Below are 14,812 nucleotides of genomic sequence, written 5' to 3'. Positions count from 1 at the left end.
GCTCAAAAGTCACTCCGTATAGTGCGCGCCATCGACGACGGCAACGTTGAAGATACTGCCCAGATGGTGAAATTGGTAGACACGCCAGCTTCAGGTGCTGGTGACCGCAAGGTCGTGGAAGTTCGAGTCTTCTTCTGGGCACCAATTCAAAACTTGAGGTTTGCGCCTTGAGTCTCACAAAAACCCGCGAAAGCGGGTTTTTGCGTTACAGGCCTTTGATTTTTAACCGAAAAATTGATTTATAAAATCAAATCAGGGGTTTACAGATCAAAAAGCCCGCCGTATAGTTCGCCCCATCAACAGCGGCAACGTTGTTTGATAATGCCCAGGTGGTGAAATTGGTAGACACGCCAGCTTCAGGTGCTGGTGATCGCAAGGTCGTGGAAGTTCGAGTCTTCTCCTGGGCACCAAATTCAGATCAAACCCGCGAAAGCGGGTTTTTTCGTTTCTGGGGTTTAAAAACTCCCACTGCATTGCTCCCCTGTCCGCACTTGAGAAGTTTTATCGTTTATCCTTGCAATGATTTGTTGCACTCAAGTGAGGAAAACCCCGGATGATGATCCGCGATACCCGTCTCAAGACATCCCTTCTGCGTGGCCTGACCATCACTCTGCTCGGCCTGACCCTGCTCTCTCCCGCCGCCTACGCCGCCGACAAGGTTGAACTGACCCTGTACAACGGCCAGCACAAGGAAGTCGGCGATGAACTCGCCAAGGCCTTCGAAGCCAAGACCGGCATTCATGTGAATGTGCGCAAGGGCAGCAGCAACCAATTGGCCAGCCAGGTCGTCGAAGAGGGTGAGCGCTCCCCCGCCGACGTGATCTACACCGAAGAATCCCCGCCGCTCAACAAGCTCGGCGAACAAGGCCTGCTGGCCACTATCGACGCCAGCACCCTGGATGTCTTGCCCAAGGAATACGTAGCTGCCAACGGCGCCTGGATGGGCGTGACCGCACGCACCCGGGTCGTGGCCTTCAACCCAAAGTTGATCAAGGAAGAAGAACTGCCCAAGTCGGTCCTGGATTTCGCCGGCCCCGAGTGGCAAGGCAAGGTTGGTTTCGTCCCCACCAGCGGCGCCTTCCAGGAACAGGCCGTGGCCATCATCAAGCTGCATGGTCGTGAAGCCGCCGAGGAATGGCTGACCGGCCTGCGCGCGTTCGGCAAGGTCTACAGCAACAATATGGTGGCCCTCAAAGCCGTGGAAAACGGCGAAGTCGCGACGGTATTGGTGAACAACTACTACTGGTTTGCCCTGAAAAAAGAAAAGACCAACCTGGATTCGCAACTGCACTATTTCACCGATGGCGATGCCGGCGGCCTGATCACCGTATCGGCAGCGGCGGCACTCAAATCCAGCAAGCACCCCAAGGAAGCCCAGCAACTGCTGGCTTTCATGGCCAGCGAAGAAGGCCAGCGGGTTATCACCAATACCTCGGCTGAATACCCGTTGCGCAAGGGCATGGAGTCCAATCGCGGCCTCAAGCCTTTCAGCGAGCTGCAACCGCCAAAAGTCACTCCCGCCGACCTGGGCAATGCCGAAGAAGCCCTGGAGCTGGAACGTGAGGTTGGCCTGAACTGATGAACCCATCGCTACCGACCCCCGCCTTGCGCGGGGGTTTTAGTCCACGGCGCAAGCGCCCTTCAATCTGGTTGCTGCTGCCGGTCTTGCTCCTGGTGGGCCTGAGCCTGCTGCCATTGGTGTATGTGGGCCTCAAGGCCTGGCAAGCGGGCTGGACCGAAGCGGTGCATCTGCTGTGGCGCCCGTATGTGTTCGGGTTGCTGCGCAACACGTTGGCACTGATGGTTGGCGTGACCATGGCCTGCGCGGTGATCGGCCTGTCCCTGGCCTGGCTGCTGGAGCGCAGCAACCTGCCGGGCCGGCGGATCTGGGGAGTGATCCTGTGCCTGCCGTTTGCCGTGCCAGCGTTTGTCAGCAGCTTTACCTGGGTGTCGCTGAGCGCCCAGTTCGAAGGCCTGGGCGGTGCGATCCTGGTGATGACCCTGTCCAAGTACCCATTGGTGTTCCTACCGGTGGCGGCCACCCTGCGCAACCTGGACCCATCCCTGGAAGAGTCGGCCCGCACCCTGGGCCTGAATCGCTGGGGGGTATTCTTTCGCATCACCCTGCCGCTGCTGTGGCCATCACTGTTGGCCGGCGCGCTGCTGATTGCCCTGCACATGCTGGTGGAATTCGGCGCCTTGTCGATCATCGGCCTGCAAACCTTCACCACGGCGATCTACCAACAGTTCGAGCTGGAATTTAGCAACGCCAATGCGGCGATGCTGTCTGCGGTACTGCTATTGATGTGCCTGACCCTGCTGTGGCTGGAGTTGCGCGTGCGCGGCAAGGGCCGGCATGTGCGCACTGGACAAGGCGCGGCGCGGCATGCCGAACAGGTTCGATTGGGCAGATGGGCGCCACTGGGCCAGTTGTATTGCGTGATGCTGGCGATCATTGGCAGTGGCATTCCGTTAGGGATGCTCGGTTACTGGCTGGCCGTGGGCTCTTCGGCGGCCTTCCCGGTTGCGCAAATCAGCGAGGCGCTGCTGTCGTCCCTGGCCCTTTCCCTCGGCGGCGCCGCACTGTGCCTGGCGCTGGCTGTGCCGGTAGGCCTTTTGGTGGTGCGCTACAAGGGTCAACTGGCGCTATGGGCCGAACGCCTGCCGTACCTGCTGCACGCCCTGCCCGGCCTGGTGATTGCCCTGACCCTGGTGTATTTCGCCCTGCATTACGTGCCGGCGCTGTACCAGACCTCGGCGCTGCTGCTGATCGCCTATGCGCTGTTGTTCCTGCCACTGGCCCAGGCACCCATCCGCACTGCGCTGAACAAGGCTGCGCCGCAGTTGGAAGAGGCGGCACGCACACTGGGCGCATCGTCGTTCAGCGCGTTCTGCCGGGTGACCCTGCCGATTATCTTTCCGGCATTGGGTGCGGCGTTTGCGCTGGTGTTCCTCGACGCGATGAAGGAATTGACCGCAACCTTGCTGCTCAGCCCTACGGGGCTGAATACCCTGGCCACGGCAGTATGGGCACACACCTCGAATGTGGAGTTTGCGGCGGCGGCGCCTTATGCGGCGTTGTTGATTCTGGTGTCGGGGTTGCCGGTGTATCTGCTGACGACGCGGATGTATCTGAGTCGCTGAGAGCGTTATCGCGGACAAGCCCGCTCCCACACCTGTGGAGCGGGCTTGCCCGTGATAGCGCCCGATGAGGCGACGCTAGGCCCGAAACTGCCCCAGGCTGGCCTTCAACTGCGCCGCCAACCCATCCAGCACCTTGCCACTGGCCGTGGTTTCCACCACCGCCTGCGCCGCACGCTCGGCCTGGGCGTGGATCACCTCGACCCGCCCCCGCACCGCATGCGCGCCCTGCGCCTGGTGCTCGGCAGCCCGGGTCGCCAGGCCAATCGCCGCGTGCACCTGCTCTACCGAGGCCTGCACCGTTTGCTGCAGGCGCACGCTGTCACGCAGCACCAGCAGACCTTCGCTGGCCTGGCGCCCGGCCTTGCCGATGGTTTCGACTGCCTCGCGCGCGCCTTGCTGCAACGCCACGATGTGCGCCTGGATATCACCAGTGGAGCTTTGGGTTTTACTCGCCAGCGCCCGCACTTCGTCCGCCACCACCGCAAAACCGCGCCCGGTCTCGCCGGCACGCGCCGCTTCGATGGCCGCATTCAGGGCCAGCAGGTTGGTCTGCTCGGCAATCCCGTGGATCACCGTCAGCACCACTTCAATCTGCTCGCTTTGCTGGGCCAGGCGCTCGATCACCTTGGAACCGGCCTGCACCTGGCCTGCCAGTGCTTCGATCAAACTGCCGACCTCAGCCGAGGTCCGCGAATTTTCATCGGTGGCCTGGCGGATATCCACCACCTGCTGCAACGCGGCCTGCATGGCGTGACTTTCGGCCTGGGCCTCGTCGGCCATTTGCGACAGCGCCCGCAGGCTTTCGGCCACTTCGTCGCGCTGCAAGCCCGCCGCCGCATCAGCACCAGCATTGCGTAGGGTCATCGCGCCGATTTCCACACCAGTACGCTGGGCCACATCGCCCGCCTCGCGCACGATGGGCTGCAACTTATCCACAAACCGATTGACCGCCGAAGCCATGGCGCCGATTTCGTCCTGGCTGTTGATCTGCACACGCTTGGTCAGGTCGCCCTCGCCAGCGGCCAAGTCATCCATGGCGGCAATCAGCAGCTTCAGGCGATTGACCACCCGCCGCCCCAGCACCACGGCAATCAGCAACAGCACGCCCAGGCCAACCACCGCCAGGCCCAGACCAATCCGCCAGCGCAGGGCCTGCGCGGCCTCTTGTACGGCGCTTGAGGTGTTAGCCGTCATTTGCGTGGCCGTGGCCTGCGCCGACTGCAAGCGTGCGCCCATGGCCGCTGCGCTGTCAGCCGCCGCGCCCTTGAGGCTATCGCCCACCAATTGACCGCCACTGGCGATCAGCGCAATGAAACGCTGGTCCAGCGCCGCCAGATCCGCCTCGACCGCAACGGTGGAAACCCCCATGAGCACCTTGCCGATCTCCACGCCATTGGGGCTGATCGATGCCTCAACGTAATACACCGACGGGTCGTTTTTCGCGGCATTCAACACTTTATCCAGCGCGCGGTCGCCTTCGCCTTTCTCCAACAGCGCCTTATTGATCGGGTTTTCCCGGTTCAGATAACGGGTCAGGTGCTGGCCCGTGGCATCGTCGTACACCACAAACAGCACGTTGGGGTTGCGCTGGGCGCGTCGGGCGAACTCGGACAGCGCCGGGACATCACTGTCCCACATGGCACGCGGCGCAACCGAGGCCAGCAACTGCGCCATGTCATTGGCAGAGTCCTTCAGGTCCTTTTCCAGGGTCGCACGCAGTTGCTGCTGCTCTTGCTTGAGGCGCGCAGAAAGCCCGGCCGTCAGGCGGTCGCTGGTGCTGGTCGACAGGCTGTCCAGGCTGGATGTCACTTCCTTGCCCGCCTGGGTCAATTCGCCCGACAGTTTCTGGCTGTCCACACCCAGACGCTTGCCCAAATCGGCTTCCAGGGCCGTGACTGTGCTCCGGGTCAGGGCGACCGCCACCAGCACTTGCACCAAAAGAGCGATACCAAGGGTAACGAACACCGGCCGCAGCAGCCGGCTTTGTAACAATGAGAGAACGGCAGACATCGGGAATCCCTCCACCACGGGTGCCATTAAATTGATAGCACCGCGAAAGAGAGAAACATAGCAAGGGTCGTGCCGTGCGCAAGGCAGAAACGACAAAGGGCCCCCGAAGGGACCCTTTGCTTTTTACATCAACAGCTTATTAAGCGAACGGATGACGCAGAACGATGGTCTCGTTGCGGTCCGGGCCGGTCGAAATAATGTCGATCGGCGCGCCAATCAGCTCTTCAACGCGCTTGATGTACGCACGGGCGTTAGCGGGCAGTTCTTCCAGGGTCTTGGCACCCACGGTCGATTCGGTCCAGCCTGGTACTTCTTCGTACACAGGCTGCAGGCCGACGTAGCTGTCAGCGTCAGTCGGGGCCACATCATTACCTTCTGCGTCTTTGTAGCCGATGCAGATGTTGATGGTTTCCAGGCCGTCGAGCACGTCCAGCTTGGTCAGGCAGATGCCCGAGATGCTGTTCACATCGATAGCGCGACGCAGGATAACGGCGTCAAACCAGCCACAACGACGGGCACGGCCGGTAGTGGCGCCGAACTCGTGGCCTTGCTTGGCCAGGTGCGCACCGACGTCGTCAAACAGCTCAGTCGGGAATGGGCCCGAACCTACGCGTGTGGTGTAGGCCTTGGTGATGCCCAGGATGTAGTCCAGGAACATCGGACCGACGCCCGAACCCGTCGCAACGCCGCCAGCGGTGGTGTTGGAGCTGGTCACGTACGGGTAGGTACCGTGGTCGATATCCAGCAACGAACCCTGGGCGCCTTCGAACATGATGTCTTTGCCGGCGCGACGCAGGTCGTGCAGCTCGGCAGTCACGTCCAGCATCAGCGGCTTGAGCAGTTCAGCGTACTCTTTGCACTCAGCCAGGGTCTTGTCGAATTCAATGGCGGGCTCTTTGTAGTAACCAACCAGCATGAAGTTGTGGTAATCCACCAGCTCACGCAGCTTGTCTTCAAAGCGCGGCATGTTGAGCAGGTCGCCCACACGCAGGCCACGACGTGCAACCTTGTCTTCGTAGGCCGGGCCGATGCCGCGACCGGTAGTACCGATCTTCAGCTCGCCACGGGCCTTTTCACGGGCCTGGTCCAGCGCAACGTGGAAGGACAGGATCAGCGGGCAGGACGGGCTGATACGCAGGCGCTCGCGCACCGGTACGCCTTTCTCTTCCAGCTTGGTGATCTCGCGCAGCAGGGCGTCAGGTGCAACCACGACGCCGTTGCCGATCAGGCACTGCACGCCTTCGCGCAGGACGCCCGACGGGATCAGGTGCAAGACGGTTTTTTCGCCATCGATGACCAGGGTGTGGCCAGCGTTGTGACCACCTTGGTAGCGCACTACGGCGGCAGCATGTTCGGTCAGCAGATCAACGATCTTGCCTTTGCCCTCATCACCCCATTGGGTGCCCAGGACTACGACATTCTTACCCATAACACTTGTCCTCATTCGCGCAAACTTGGTGCCGGCATTGGCCGGCAGGAAAACTCAAGAAGCCAGTGGCGATACTTGCCAAAGCCCGTTCTGCTGAATCAATTGCCGGTCGCAGTCCGCTTCACGGGCGGCGGCCAATGGCTGCCCAGGCAAGGCCTGGACGACACGCTGACCCTCACTGCGCAACTGGCAGACCTGCTGCCAGAGTGCCGCGTCCGTACTGTCTGGCATCCAGATACCGCCAGACGGTAGCTCGACTTCAGCACGCCCCAGGGTCACCAGGGTTTTCAAATCGGTAGAAAAGCCAGTCGCCGGACGGGCACGACCGAAGTCGGCGCCGATATCGTCATAACGACCGCCCTGGGCGATGGCCTGGCCAACACCCGGAACAAACACGGCGAACACCACACCGGTGTGGTAGTGGTAGCCGCGCAGCTCACCCAGGTCAAAATACAGCGGCAGTTGCGGGAAGCGCGCCGACAACTGCTCGGCAATCGCCAGCACGTCGTCCAGGGCCGCCAACACCGGGGCCGGTGCGTTGGCGAGGCGATCACGGGCAGCGGTCAGCACTTCGCGACCACCACACAGGCCCACCAGCGCACGCAGCATGCCGGCCAGATCCTCAGGCACGCCTTCGGTCAGGGCGATCACTTCGTCGATGGCCTTGCGTTGCAGGGCATCGAACAACTGTTGCTCAACTTCGCCAGACAAACCGGCCGCACGAGCCAGGCCACGGTAGATACCGACATGCCCCAGGTCCATGTGCACATCCGGCACGTCAGCCAGTTGCAGCATCGCCAGCATCAGGCTGATAACTTCGACGTCGCTGCTCGGGCTCGCATCGCCGTACAACTCGGCGCCCAGCTGGATCGGGCTACGGGACGATGACAGGGCGCGCGGTTGCGCGTGCAGCACGCTGCCGGCATAGCACAGGCGGCTCGGCCCTTCACGGCGCAGGGTATGCGCATCGATGCGCGCCACTTGCGGCGTGATGTCGGCGCGAAAGCCCATTTGCCGGCCCGATTGCGGGTCGATGACCTTGAAGGTGCGCAGATCCAGGTCCTGGCCCGCGCCGGTCAGCAGGGATTCCAGGTACTCGATATGGGGAGTCACGACAAACTCGTAACCCCAGCTCTGGAACAGATCCAACACCTGGCGACGCGCGACTTCAATACGCGCAGCCTCTGGTGGCAGTACTTCTTCGATGCCATCTGGCAGCAGCCAGCGGTCTACCGTTGCCATTACGCCATTCCCCTATGACCCGGCCTGCCCTTGGGCGAGCCTTGAGTGAAGCAGAAAATACCCGGCCCCTGCATAAACCACGCGCAAGAGCGACGTGACGAATGGCCTGTAAACGGCCTCGTCGGGCACTTTCCTCGAAAAACCTGTCACGCCTGCAGCGTAAAACAGCAATCAAACATGCAGACGCAAAAAAGCCGGGAATTTCCCGGCTGCCGCATCATACACCCGTTTTCCGAAAGGATCACCCCGCCAAGCGTTTTAGCCGCCCGACGGAGTGGGTCCAGACAGTCAGCGGGTTACTTGGACTTTTCCAGGTAGCGGAAGAAATCGCTACTTGGGTCCAGCACCATGACGTCGGTTTTGTTCGCAAAGCTTTCACGGTAGGCACGCAGGCTACGGTAGAACGCGTAGAACTCCTGGTCCTGGCCATAAGCCTTGGCGTAGATCGATGCGGCTTGAGCATCACCGTCACCGCGAGCCTCTTCAGACTCACGATAGGCTTCTGCCAACAGTACGCGACGCTGACGGTCGGCATCCGCACGGATACCTTCAGCCAGTTCGTTACCCTTGGCGCGGTGCTCACGAGCCTCACGCTCACGCTCGGTGCTCATCCGCTCGAACACGCTGCGGTTCACTTCTTTGGGCAGGTCAATGGCCTTGACCCGGACATCGACCACTTCGATGCCCAGCTCTTTTTCAGCCATGGTGTTCAACGAACGCGTGATGTCAGCCATCAGCGCATCACGTTCACCGGATACCACCTCGTGCAGGGTGCGCTTACCAAACTGGTCGCGCAGGCCCGATTCCAGACGACGGGACAAACGCTCGTCGGCAATCTGCTTGAGGCCGGAAGTCGCGGTGTAGAAACGCTCGGCATCCTTGACGCGCCACTTGGCGTAGGCGTCAACCATTACGGCTTTCTTTTCCAGGGTCAGGAAACGCTGTGTCGGTGCATCCAGGGTCATCAGGCGGGCGTCGAACTTGCGCACCTGGTTGACGTAGGGGACTTTCACATGCAGGCCCGGCTGGACATCCGCCTGGACCACACGCCCGAATTGCAGCAGCACCGCGCGCTCGGTCTGAGCCACGATGTAGAAGCAGTTCCAGGCAGCGATGACCACGACGACGCCCACAATCAGGGCGGTCAGCGATTTATTGCTCATCAACGACTCTCCCTGGAACGTGTTTGCTGTTGCTGCAGGTCAGCGGCCGCACGGGCGCTCGCTTCGTTGGCAGCGGCAGTCGAACTGGCGGAAGACGAAGTACTGCCGGCACTACGACCACCTTCGATCATCTTGTCCAGCGGCAGGTAGAGCAGGTTGTTCTGCCCACCCTTGTTGCCGGTCACGAGAACCTTGCTGGTGTTGGTGAAGACTTCCTGCATGGTGTCCAGGTACAGACGCTCGCGGGTGACTTCCGGTGCCTTGCGGTACTCGGCCACCAGCTTGGTGAAGCGATCGGCCTCACCCTTGGCGCGGGACACGACTTCGTCGCGGTAACCGTTGGCATCTTCAAGGATGCGCTGGGCCTGACCACGGGCTTCCGGCACGACGCCGTTGGCGTAGGTTTCAGCCTGGTTGCGCGAACGCTGCTCGTCTTCACGGGCACGGATCACGTCATCGAAGGCTTCCTGCACTTCACGCGGTGCAGCTGCGCTCTGTACGTTGACCTGGGTAACGGTGATACCGGTGCGATAAGTATCGAGGAACCGTTGCAGGCGCTCCTTGATCTCGCTGGCCATCAGTTCACGGCCTTCGGTCAGCACCTGGTCCATCGCAGTGGAACCCACTACGTGGCGCAGGGCGCTTTCGGTCGCGTGCTGCAAGCTGATTTCCGGCTGGTCGACGTTAAGCACGAAGTCCTGCAGGTTGCTGATCTTGTACTGCACGGTCAGCGGCACTTCGACGATGTTCTCATCTTCGGTCAGCATCTGGCCCTGCTTGGTGTAGGCACGCTCACGCGTGACGTTCTCCATGTACTTCTTGTCGATCGGCGGGAAGTAGATGTTCAGGCCGGGGCCGACAGTCTCGTAGTACTTGCCAAAGCGCAGCACCACGGCTTGCTCCTGCTCGTCGACTACATAAACCGCGCTGTACAGCCAGACAGCCGCCAGCGCCACGAGGCCGAGGCCAAGCAGGCCGTAGCCGCCGCCCTTGCCTGTGCGACCGCCGTCGTCACCACCACGTTTTTTTCCACCACCGAACAACCCATTCAGGCTTTCCTGCAGCTTTCGGAAGGCCTCGTCGAGATCTGGTGGCCCCTTGCGGTCGCCATTATTGCGGCGTTTACCACCCCAAGGATCCTGATTATTCGAGTTGCCACCCGGCTCATTCCAAGCCATAGCGCTCTCCATCTGATAAAGCAAAGACGCACCCACGGCGCGCCGACCAATGCTACAGAATGCCTGCCACAGCGGCACAACCGCTTTCTCAGGCTTTTATTGCAAAGTGTGTTGTTCGAGGAACTCCGTCGGTACAACGCCCTCACGACTCACCAGTCGATTGAGCTCCGAACGGGGCAAACGAACAGCCAGCAGGCTGACACCTTCTTCGTCGTGTTCTTCTTTCTGTACGGCGCCCAACTCAAAAAATTGAGCACGCAGTCGAGCAAAACGCTGCGGCAAGCGCAAGGTGCCGACGAACAAATCGCCGCCCAGCAACTCTGCGATCGCCTGTTCAAGCAGTTCCAGGCCGCTACCGTCCCGCGCCGAGAGCCAGACCCGCTGGGGCCTGCCGTTTTCGTCGCGCTGGATCTGCGGCTCTACACCCTCGAGCAAATCGAGTTTGTTATAGACCTCGAGGATCGGCAAGTCTTGGGCACCAATCTCACCCAGTACTACCATGACCTGCTCGATCTGCAACATCCGGTCAGGCTCGGCCGCATCGATGACGTGCAGCAGCAGGTCGGAGTTGCTCGACTCTTCGAGCGTAGACCGGAATGCCTCGACCAGCTTGTGCGGCAAGTGGCGGATGAAGCCCACGGTGTCGGCCAGCACAATCGGCCCCAGGTCGTCGAGTTCCAGACGGCGCAAGGTCGGGTCGAGGGTGGCGAACAACTGGTCTGCCGCGTACACGTCCGACTTGGTCACGTTGTTGAACAACGTGGATTTACCGGCGTTGGTGTAGCCCACCAGGGACACGGTAGGGATATCCGCACGGGTACGTCCACGGCGTGATTGCTCGCGCTGGCTGCGTACTTTTTCCAGACGGCCCTTGATCTGGCGCAGGCGCACCCGCAGCAGACGCCGGTCGGTTTCAAGTTGGGTTTCACCCGGGCCACGCATGCCGATACCACCACCCTGACGCTCAAGGTGAGTCCAGCCACGAACCAGGCGGGTGCTCATGTGGTCAAGCTGGGCCAGTTCGACCTGGAGCTTGCCTTCATGGGTACGGGCGCGCTGGGCGAAAATATCGAGAATCAGACCGGTGCGGTCAATCACGCGACACTCGAAGACACGTTCGAGGTTACGTTCCTGACTGGGCGTGAGGATGTGATTGAAGATCACCAGATCGGCTTCTTCGGCATGGACCAGGTCGCGTAGTTCCTCGACCTTGCCGCTGCCAATCAGAAATTTGGCGGTTGGCCGATGACGCGGCACGTTAAAAAACGCGACGGTCTCGGCGCCGGCCGAATTTGCCAGCTCCTGAAACTCCTGCGGATCTTCGCGCGCCTCAGGGTCCTGTCCATCCAAGTGAACGAGGATCACTCGCTCACCACCACCGTGGCGCTCAAAGAACAAAGGAGACTCCTATCAGGCGTTACCTGGCTCAGCGTCACCCTGTTCGGATTCGGTTGCGCTAGGCAGACGAATTGGACGAACCGGCACTACTGTCGAGATAGCGTGTTTGTAGACCATCTGGCTTACGGTGTTTTTCAGCAGGATCACGAACTGGTCGAAAGACTCGATCGTACCTTGCAGCTTGATGCCGTTGACCAGATAGATGGAAACCCCAACTTTCTCTTTACGTAAAGTATTCAAGTAAGGGTCTTGTAGCGAATGCCCTTTTGACATGTGCCGCACTCCTTTAAGGATCAATAATAAAAAATCGGAAAAATAGATAGTTTGTAGCCGTCACACCCCCAAGGATAGACGGCAATTGCAAGGACTCAGCTCAATATGGAGACCGTTCCCAAGTATTTCAAGGCGCGTGACAGATTGTCGCAATCCAGACTGTCCAGCCAATGCAAGTCAGTCCAGCTGCGCAGCCAAGTGAACTGGCGCTTTGCCAATTGGCGCGTGGCAATAATGCCGCGCTCCTGCATTTCGGCTGACGTCAGCTTGCCATCCAGATGATCCCAGACTTGGCGGTAGCCTACAGCACGTATCGAAGGCAATCCCGGATGCAGATCACCTCTTGAACGCAGTGCTACGACCTCTTCCACGAACCCCTGTTCCAACATAATTGTGAATCTTTGTGCAATTCGCTCATGCAGCACCTGACGATTCGCCGGAGCGATGGCCAGATTGGCGACAGTATAGGGCAATTGTCCCGGTCCAGAGGTGCCTGCGTCAGTACTTTGCGCAGATTGTCTGAGGCGATGGGCCGTCATTGTCTGGCCACTCACGCGCCAGACTTCCAGGGCCCGGCTTAGGCGCTGGGGGTCATTGGGGTGAATGCGCGCGGCAGACACCGGGTCAATCGCCGCCAATTGCTCGTGCAGGGCCTGCCAGCCAAGGCGCGCAGCCTCTTCTTCGATCTCGGCGCGCACCTGTGGATCGGCGGGCGGCATGTCTGCCAGGCCTTCCTGTAGAGCCTTGTAATAGAGCATCGTGCCGCCCACCAGCAGCGGGATATTGCCCCGCGCGGTGATCTCAGCCATGGCGGCGAGGGCATCGGTACGGAAGTCCGCCGCCGAGTAGCTTTGCGACGGATCGATAATGTCGATCAGACGATGGGGATGGGCAGCCAATAGCTCTTTGGACGGTTTGGCGGTGCCGATATCCATGCCTCGATAAACCAGGGCCGAATCGACGCTAATCAGCTCACAGGGCAGGACCTTGGTCAGCTCGATCGCCAAGTCGGTCTTGCCGGCCGCTGTCGGGCCCATCAGGAAGATGGCGGGAGGTAGGGCGCTCATCAGCGACCGCGCAGGAATAGTTTGTCCAGATCATCCAGGCCCATCTGGGTCCAGGTCGGTCGGCCGTGGTTGCACTGGCCACTGCGCTCGGTGTTTTCCATGTCCCGCAGCAGGCCGTTCATTTCCGGCAGGGCCAGGCGCCGGTTGGCGCGGATCGCGCCGTGGCAGGCCATGGTGCCGAGCAGTTCGTTGATATGTGCCTGGATCCGGTCACTGGTGCCGTACTCCATCAGGTCCGCCAGCACGTCAGCCACCAGCCGGTTAGCCTCAGCCTGCTTGAGCAAGGCGGGAATCTGCCGGATAGCCAGGGTTTCCGGGCCCAGTCGCTGCAATTCAAAGCCCAGTTTCTGGAACACCGCGAGGTGCTCCTCGGCGCAATCGGCTTCGCGCTGGCTGACGGCCAGGGACTCTGGCACCAGCAATGGCTGGCCGCTCAGGCCTTCGCTGGCCATGGCGATCTTCAGGCGCTCGTACATGATTCGCTCGTGGGCTGCGTGCATGTCCACCAGCACCAGGCCGTGGGCGTTTTCGGCGAGGATATAGATGCCCTTGAGCTGAGCCAGGGCATAACCGAGCGGCGGGATATCACCGCCACCTTCCGGCAGGGCCACCGCGCCCGGCTCGGCACCAGGCAGCGGCGCAAAAAATTCGCGATAGGCCGCCTGTGCCTCGGCCACTGGCACCGCCGACTGCGGACGCGGGGTGTATTGATACTGATAGCCCGCCCCCGCGCCGGAACCCGCCGCCGGGTAGCTTGGCTGGGATTGCGGCGCTTGCAGCAGGTTGGCCGCCAGGCTCATTTCGCCCTGGGGCCCGAATTCACCGGCCTCAGGACCCGTCGGGCGGACGATGGCGGTGACTATCGGTGCCGCCAGTTGATCATCCGGACGCACATCGCCCAAAGCACGGTGCAAGGTGCCATAGAGGAAATCGTGGACCATGCGCCCGTCACGGAAGCGCACCTCATGCTTGGTCGGGTGCACGTTGACGTCGACTACTGCCGGGTCCACTTCAAAAAACAGTACGAAGGTCGGATGCCGGCCATTGAACAGCACGTCGCGATAGGCCTGGCGCACCGCGTGGGCCACCAGTTTGTCGCGCACTGCACGACCATTCACAAAAAAATACTGCAAGTCGGCCTGGCTGCGGGAGAACGTCGGCAGGCCGACCCAACCCCACAAATGCAGGCCGTTGCGCTCGATTTCAATCGGCAGCGCCTGCTCCAGGAACCCAGCACCGCAGATCGCCGACACGCGCCGGGCGCGGGCGGCATCGTCGTTGGCCTCGTGCAGGCTAAGGATGGTCTTGCCGTTGTGGCGCAGATGGAAAGCCACGTCGAAACGGGCCAGGGCCAGGCGTTTGATGACTTCTTGCAGGTGATCGAATTCGGTTTTTTCGGCCTTGAGGAATTTGCGCCGTGCCGGAGTATTGAAGAACAGGTCGCGCACTTCCACCGAGGTGCCTACCGGATGGGCCGCCGGCTGGACCCGAGGGGCCATGTCGCGACCCTCGGTCTCGACCTGCCAGGCTTGATCGGCGCCGCGGGTGCGGGAAGTCAGGGTCAGGCGCGCCACGGAGCTGATCGACGCCAGGGCCTCACCGCGAAAGCCCAGGCTCATCACCCGCTCAAGGTCTTCCAGGTCACGGATCTTGCTGGTGGCATGGCGTGCCAGCGCCAGCGGCAGGTCGTCGGAGGAGATCCCGCTGCCGTCGTCACGCACCCGCAGCAACTTGACTCCGCCCTGCTCCACGTCCACGTCAATGCGCTTGGCGCCGGAGTCGAGGCTGTTTTCCAGCAACTCCTTGATCACCGAGGCCGGACGCTCAACTACTTCGCCCGCAGCGATCTGGTTGGCCAGCCGTGGGCTGAGCAGTTCGATGCGCGAAGCGCTGTTCAATACCGATTCG

At 61.2% G+C, this 14,812-nt stretch carries 11 protein-coding genes and 2 tRNA genes; 4 read left to right on the top strand and 9 right to left on the bottom strand.

Translation table 11 applies throughout. The annotated features are described in order from the left end of the window. The first annotated feature begins 57 nt into the window (after positions 1-57). The 4 genes from HBO12_RS14330 to HBO12_RS14315 all read left to right on the top strand — a co-directional run bounded on the left by HBO12_RS14330 (position 58) and on the right by HBO12_RS14315 (position 3,144). Positions 58-144: transfer RNA gene (locus tag HBO12_RS14330), tRNA-Leu, on the top strand. 179 nt (positions 145-323) lie between these two features. Next, a tRNA-Leu gene (locus HBO12_RS14325) sits at positions 324-410 on the top strand. Between the two features lie 143 nt (positions 411-553). Beyond that, complete coding sequence (locus HBO12_RS14320; protein WP_169952203.1) at positions 554-1,579, top strand: extracellular solute-binding protein; 1,026 nt, start codon at positions 554-556, stop codon at positions 1,577-1,579. Beyond that, positions 1,579-3,144: an ABC transporter permease gene (locus HBO12_RS14315; protein ID WP_170042457.1), complete on the top strand. Its 1,566-nt coding sequence runs from the start codon at positions 1,579-1,581 to the stop codon at positions 3,142-3,144. The genes HBO12_RS14320 and HBO12_RS14315 overlap by 1 nt, the downstream gene beginning before the upstream one ends. Before the next feature lie 75 nt (positions 3,145-3,219). Here HBO12_RS14315 and HBO12_RS14310 read toward each other — a convergent pair whose 3' ends face one another. The 9 genes from HBO12_RS14310 to mutL form a co-directional block, all read right to left on the bottom strand. Beyond that, entirely contained in the window at positions 3,220-5,154 is a 1,935-nt protein-coding gene (locus HBO12_RS14310; protein ID WP_170042455.1) for a methyl-accepting chemotaxis protein, read from the bottom strand. A 139-nt stretch (positions 5,155-5,293) separates the two neighbouring features. Next, on the bottom strand, positions 5,294-6,583 hold the full coding sequence (locus tag HBO12_RS14305) for an adenylosuccinate synthase (protein WP_169952210.1): 1,290 nt from the start codon (positions 6,581-6,583) through the stop codon (positions 5,294-5,296). Positions 6,584-6,637: 54 nt separating this feature from the next. Next, positions 6,638-7,825, bottom strand: coding sequence for an ATP phosphoribosyltransferase regulatory subunit (locus tag HBO12_RS14300; protein ID WP_169952212.1), 1,188 nt, complete (start codon positions 7,823-7,825; stop codon positions 6,638-6,640). Between the two features lie 296 nt (positions 7,826-8,121). Continuing rightward, positions 8,122-8,988 (bottom strand): protease modulator HflC, encoded by an 867-nt coding sequence (gene hflC / locus HBO12_RS14295; protein ID WP_017849753.1) that lies wholly within the window; start codon positions 8,986-8,988, stop codon positions 8,122-8,124. Then, positions 8,988-10,166, bottom strand: coding sequence for an FtsH protease activity modulator HflK (gene hflK, locus HBO12_RS14290; RefSeq protein ID WP_115127254.1), 1,179 nt, complete (start codon positions 10,164-10,166; stop codon positions 8,988-8,990). The genes hflC and hflK overlap by 1 nt, the downstream gene beginning before the upstream one ends. A 96-nt stretch (positions 10,167-10,262) precedes the next feature. Continuing rightward, on the bottom strand, positions 10,263-11,564 hold the full coding sequence (hflX, locus tag HBO12_RS14285; RefSeq protein ID WP_029299582.1) for a ribosome rescue GTPase HflX: 1,302 nt from the start codon (positions 11,562-11,564) through the stop codon (positions 10,263-10,265). Between the two features lie 12 nt (positions 11,565-11,576). Further along, entirely contained in the window at positions 11,577-11,837 is a 261-nt protein-coding gene (gene hfq / locus HBO12_RS14280) for an RNA chaperone Hfq (RefSeq protein WP_010221594.1), read from the bottom strand. 95 nt (positions 11,838-11,932) lie between these two features. After that, positions 11,933-12,904, bottom strand: a complete 972-nt coding sequence (miaA, locus tag HBO12_RS14275) for a tRNA (adenosine(37)-N6)-dimethylallyltransferase MiaA (RefSeq protein ID WP_170042453.1) — start codon at positions 12,902-12,904, stop codon at positions 11,933-11,935. Continuing rightward, on the bottom strand, positions 12,904-14,802 hold the full coding sequence (mutL, locus tag HBO12_RS14270) for a DNA mismatch repair endonuclease MutL (RefSeq protein ID WP_170042563.1): 1,899 nt from the start codon (positions 14,800-14,802) through the stop codon (positions 12,904-12,906). Before mutL ends, miaA begins: the two co-directional genes overlap by 1 nt. Between the last annotated feature and the right edge of the window lie 10 nt (positions 14,803-14,812).

It is taken from the genome of Pseudomonas sp. WS 5059 (assembly GCF_012985525.1).
Lineage (GTDB): Bacteria > Pseudomonadota > Gammaproteobacteria > Pseudomonadales > Pseudomonadaceae > Aquipseudomonas.
This window is presented reverse-complemented; position numbering and strand designations above follow the sequence as displayed.